This window comes from Methylocaldum sp. (assembly GCF_039794385.1).
Lineage (GTDB): Bacteria > Pseudomonadota > Gammaproteobacteria > Methylococcales > Methylococcaceae > Methylocaldum.
This window is the reverse complement of record NZ_JBDIVO010000327.1, coordinates 1-4,989: the sequence shown is the minus strand read 5'-3', so window position 1 is coordinate 4,989 and position 4,989 is coordinate 1. Positions and strand designations below refer to the sequence as shown.

Genomic DNA, 4,989 nt, shown 5'->3' with positions numbered 1-4,989 from the left:
TCTCAATGAATTAGCGTTTCGGCGGCGGCTTTCTCGTTTTGGTTGCGCTCCATCCTTGAAAATAGCTGTTATTTCCACCCGATTCGCTGCTAGGCCGCCTTATCAAAGGGTCATAGTCTAAGGATTTTACAGAAGATGAGCTTTAAGAAAGCTATGAAACAATCGCGCTCCGCGCTTTTCGCATATTTCGACCATTGTTCAGGAGCGCGTGTTTACAAAGTTTTCGGGAATATCGAAGATACCCCGGTAACATGAGCACCTTTATTCTGAACTTACAGAGTTCCGATCAGTTCGAGCGTATCGAAGACGTGGAAAGCTTCGTCGCAGAGGACGCTACCGGCAGCTTCGGGTTGCGTGCGCATCACGAGCGCTTCATGACCGCCCTTGTGTTCGGTCTCGCCCGCTACCGGTGCGAGGGCGGGCCCTGGCAGTATTTGGCGCTGCCGGGCGCCTTGGCCTACTTCGTCGATAATCAGCTTTTCATCAATACCAGGCGCTACATCCGCGATTCCGATTACAATCGCATCACCGAAGCGCTAACGGAACAACTGTTGAAAGAAGAAGAAACACTTGCGGGCCTTAAACAAAGCCTGCGCCGGTTGGAAGAGGAAATGCTGAAGCGTTTGCTGGAAATCGAGCGGGGGCGATGATATGGATGAGCAGGAAAAATTGCGCCGTTCGATCGAACGGCAGGCGAAGCGTATGGAGCAGGCCGAGCGGGACCGTTCGACGCTATTATCCCAGACGGCCTTTCTCGGCGTGTTGGCACTGCTGCTGGTCATACCCGTAATTTTGGGCGCTTATCTGGGGCGGTGGCTGGATAGCCTATCCAAGGGTTATTCCATTCATTGGACGGTCAGTCTCATCATTATCGGGGTGATTGTCGGCATTTTTAACGTGTATCTGTTCGTACGCGAGCATTGACTGTGGAGCAAGCTGAGCTCATTGCATTATTGTCGTTCGATGTCGGTCCAGTCCATATCGGCCCGACTGTAATCACCACATGGTTGTTGATGCTTTTTTTGGGCGTTTTTTCCTGGCTTGCCACCCGCAGACTGAGCGTCGATAAGCCGTCCGGGCTGCAAGCGATGCTGGAAGGCGTGATCGGCTTGATGGAGCAGGCTATTCAGGCGGTGACGCCCGCCCACGGAGTGGAACTGCTGCCGTTCATCGGCACGCTCTGGATCTATCTTGTAGTAGCCAACCTTGCCGGTTTAATTCCGGGGCTCGGTTCTCCCACGGCCAACTTGTCCCAGACGGCAGCTCTGGCGTTTTTGGTGTTTTTTTCCGTGCATTGGTACGGGGTGAAAACCAGCGGCTGGAGATATTTGCGTCATTATCTCGCGCCCACGCCGCTAATGTTGCCGTTTCACCTTTTGAGCGAGATTTCCCGAACAATCGCGCTAGCCGTGCGTTTATTCGGCAATATCATGAGTATTGAACTTGCGGTGCTTTTGGTACTGTTGGTGGCCGGTTTCTTGGCGCCCGTACCCTTGCTCTTGTTGCACATCGTGGAAGCACTCGTGCAGGCGTATATTTTCGGAATGCTGGCACTGATTTACATTGCCGGCGCGCTTCAAACACAGCAGCTACAAGAGAAGGAGTAATGCATGAGCGATATGACTTGGTTTGTCGTCTTGTCCACAGTCGGCGCGGCGCTGGCCATCGGTTTGGGCGTAGTGGCTCCGGGTATCGCGATGGGCAAGGCGATTTCCCAAGCGCTCGAGGCACTGGCACGACAGCCGGAGGCGGAGAAAGCGATTACCCGCACGCTATTTATCGGGCTTGCCATGATCGAATCTTTGGCTATCTACGTGCTGGTCGTGGTATTGATCATTTTGTTCCGCAACCCGCTGCTGGAATATTTACTGAGATAAGGCCGTCTAATGAGCTTCGATTGGACGACCTTCGTACTGGAATTCGTCAATTTCATCGTTCTGGTATGGATACTTCGACGTTTTCTCTATCGCCCCGTCAGAGATGTCATCCAAGCCCGTCAACGGAAGATAGAGGAGCAGCTGAGACTTGCGGATCAGGCGCGTCTGGAGGCGCTGGCGGCCAAGGAGGCCTGCGAACGCAACATCGCGAATTGGGAAAAGGAAAAGGACTTGGCGAGAAGCGAATTGGAGAAAGAGATCGCTGCGGAACGCCAGCGTCTTTTAGAGAAGCTCGCAGAGGAGCAATCGGATCGGCGCGCGAAGGAGCGAGCTCAAGAAGAACGGGAACGACAAGAGTGGATGCGGACGACGGAGCAGCAGGCGGTCGAGTTGGGTAGTCGATTTGCAGTGAAGCTTCTGGAGCGCTTGGCTTCGGCGGAATTGGAAGCAAGGCTCATATCCATGGCTTTGAGCGATCTTAGGAAACTGCCGAAAGCAGAGCTCGAAAAATTAAGGGCGGCGATGGCGGACGATGCTCTCGAGGTATCGAGCGCATATCCGCTGGACCCGGATCGACAAATGGCTTTAGCGGAAGCGATCGGACAAACCGCCGGAACCGGGGTCAAACCGATCTTCAAAGAGGATCCCTCATTGTTGGCGGGGGTTCGTATACATGCCGGTTCCTGGATCTTATCCGCCAATCTCCGTGACGAGCTGAAATTCTTCCAAGATGTCTCTACCCGCCACGCTGCGTAACGGCTTGTTACTCGCACGTTTGACCGAGGAAGTCGACCGCTACCGATTCGGTCTGCGCCTCGAAGAATACGGGCGGGTGCTCTCGGTCGGCGACGGCATCGCCTGGATCAGCGGTTTGCCGTCCGCTGCGATGGATGAGCTTTTGTTGTTCGAGGACGGCAGCCGCGGTTTGGTTTTTCATCTCGGCAATCAGCGGCTGGGCGCGATTCTGCTGGAACAAACGGTCCGCCTGGCCTCAGGGTCGCCGGTCTATCTCACGGGGCAGCGCCTATCTCTGAGAGTCGGCGACGGCCTGGTCGGCAGGGTAATCGATCCTTTGGGGAAACCTCTGGATGGTCAGCCGGCCCCGGAGCTTAATCTATGCCGGGAGCTCGATGTTTCTTCACCGCCGATCATCGCGAGAGATTTCGTCGATCGGCCGCTTTATACGGGCACCAAGATTATCGATGCCATGATTCCCCTGGGACGCGGACAGCGGCAATTGATCATCGGCGATAACGGAGTCGGAAAAACGTCACTCGCGCTGGACGTCGTGCTCAACCAGCGCGATCAGGACGTATTGTGCGTTTACGTGCTTATTGGCCAGAAGCGGTCCGATGCCATCAGCGCCATCGATTTGTTGCGGCGCTACGGTGCGCTGGCCTACACCACGGTGGTTGTGGCGGAGGCCAGCGATTCCCCGGGGTTGAAATACCTGGCACCGTTTGCCGGCTGTGCCGTGGCCGAGCATTGGATGTGGCACGGCCGGGACACTTTGGTTGTCTATGACGATCTTTCCACCCATGCGCGTGCCTACCGCGAGCTGTCCTTGCTGCTGCGCCGACCGCCCGGCCGGGAAGCGTATCCGGGCGATATTTTCTTTCTGCACTCGCGCTTGTTGGAGCGCTCGACCTGTCTTGCACCGACCCATGGCGGGGGCAGCATGACCGCCTTGCCTATCGTCGAAACCGAGCAGGGGGAAATTGCCGCTTACATCCCGACCAATCTGATCTCGATCACGGATGGCCAGATTTATCTGGATCGTCGCTTATTCGGCAGCGGATTTCTTCCGGCCATCGATATCACCCGGTCGGTTTCCCGCATCGGAGGACGTGCGCAGCATCCGCGCATCAAGGAAGAGGCTGCGCGCATGAAACTCGACTATCTACAGTTTCTGGAACTCGAGACGTTCACGCGGTTCGGGTCCAAGCTCGAGGCGTCCATGGAAGAGAAAATTCGGCGCGGGCAGGTGCTGCGCGAGGTTTTGAAGCAAGAGCGGTTGGTACCGTTATCGCCGGAGTTCCAGCTGGCTTGGATGATGGCGTATAACACGGGGCGACTCGACAATCCGGATTCAGTTTCGGTTCGACAAAAACTGGAGGACTTGGCAAATGGGTTGCAGCGCTTTCCCATCGATTTGTCGGCCAGCCGGGAAGAGTGGCATCAATGGCTGGATCGTCGCCTGAGCGGATCGGGTAATTGAACGGATGAGTCGGCGAGCGGAAATCGAACACCGTTTACGGCGGCTGGACGAGATCTCGGACATTATGACCGCCATGAAAACGCTGGCGTTGATCGAGACTCGCAAGTTCAATCGGTTCATGGGGCATCAGCGGCGTTTGATCCAGAGTATCGAGGCCGCCAGCTCGGATTTCCTGGCTTTTCATCCGGCCTTTCGGAGCGGCGTCAGGCAAAGGGAAGGCGAGTCGCATGTGCTTATACTGATCGGATCGGAACGCGGGTTTTGTGGCGATTTCAATGAGGCGATTATGGCTGCCTTGGCCGCATTGCCGCCGATTCGGCCGCGGTTGGTGGTGGTCGGGCGGCGACTTGCGAGCAAGCTGCAAGCGCGCCGCGACCTTGAAGCATGGCTGGATGGGCCCAATGTTGCCGAGGAAGTGCGCGCGGTCCTGAACGAGTTGATGACGACGTTACATCGGCTATGGGCGGAGTCGGCGCAGTGGAAGCGATTGAGCGTTCTTTCCCACGACTCCGAAGGCGGCGTCGCTTCCCATGTTCTTTTGCCGATAATGCCGGCCGAAGAACCGGTATTCGCTTATCCGCCACGGCTAAATCTCGATCCGGCCCTGTTTTTTGCCGAATTGACCGAGCATTACCTGTTCGCCAAGCTCCCGGGCTTGTTCTACGCCTCGCTGATGGCGGAGAACCGTCAGCGCTTGGAGCATATGGAAAACGCCTTGCGCCGGATGGACACCAAAATCCAGGATCTTCGCCGCAAGAGCAACGCGCTGCGCCAGGAAGAGATCGTCGAGGAAATCGAAATTATTTTACTGAGCGCCGAATCGCTGCTAAGCAATCAGATCTGAAAAAAGCTTCGGTTTTCCATAACCGTTTTTGTCACGATGCACAATAACAA

At 55.9% G+C, this 4,989-nt stretch carries 7 protein-coding genes; all 7 read left to right on the top strand.

Features of this window, described 5'->3' with window-relative positions; genetic code table 11:
- Nucleotides 1-251: 251 nt before the first annotated feature.
- Genes ABJK70_RS19930 through ABJK70_RS19900 form a run of 7 tightly spaced genes read left to right on the top strand, consistent with a single transcriptional unit; the run spans nt 252 to nt 4,939 of the window.
- Nucleotides 252-650 (top strand): F0F1 ATP synthase subunit epsilon, encoded by a 399-nt coding sequence (locus tag ABJK70_RS19930; protein ID WP_077731342.1) that lies wholly within the window; start codon nt 252-254, stop codon nt 648-650.
- A 1-nt stretch (nt 651) separates the two neighbouring features.
- On the top strand, nt 652-924 hold the full coding sequence (locus ABJK70_RS19925; protein ID WP_077731341.1) for an AtpZ/AtpI family protein: 273 nt from the start codon (nt 652-654) through the stop codon (nt 922-924).
- Between the two features lie 2 nt (nt 925-926).
- Entirely contained in the window at nt 927-1,607 is a 681-nt protein-coding gene (locus ABJK70_RS19920; RefSeq protein ID WP_077731340.1) for a F0F1 ATP synthase subunit A, read from the top strand.
- A gap of 3 nt (nt 1,608-1,610) precedes the next feature.
- Entirely contained in the window at nt 1,611-1,877 is a 267-nt protein-coding gene (locus ABJK70_RS19915) for a F0F1 ATP synthase subunit C (protein ID WP_077731339.1), read from the top strand.
- Nucleotides 1,878-1,886: 9 nt separating this feature from the next.
- On the top strand, nt 1,887-2,633 hold the full coding sequence (locus tag ABJK70_RS19910) for a F0F1 ATP synthase subunit delta (RefSeq protein ID WP_086134603.1): 747 nt from the start codon (nt 1,887-1,889) through the stop codon (nt 2,631-2,633).
- The gene (locus tag ABJK70_RS19905; RefSeq protein WP_156881764.1) at nt 2,608-4,095 is read left to right on the top strand and encodes a F0F1 ATP synthase subunit alpha; all 1,488 of its coding nucleotides are present in this window, start codon (nt 2,608-2,610) and stop codon (nt 4,093-4,095) included. The genes ABJK70_RS19910 and ABJK70_RS19905 overlap by 26 nt, the downstream gene beginning before the upstream one ends.
- A gap of 4 nt (nt 4,096-4,099) precedes the next feature.
- Complete coding sequence (locus ABJK70_RS19900; RefSeq protein WP_347258867.1) at nt 4,100-4,939, top strand: FoF1 ATP synthase subunit gamma; 840 nt, start codon at nt 4,100-4,102, stop codon at nt 4,937-4,939.
- Nucleotides 4,940-4,989 lie beyond the last annotated feature (50 nt).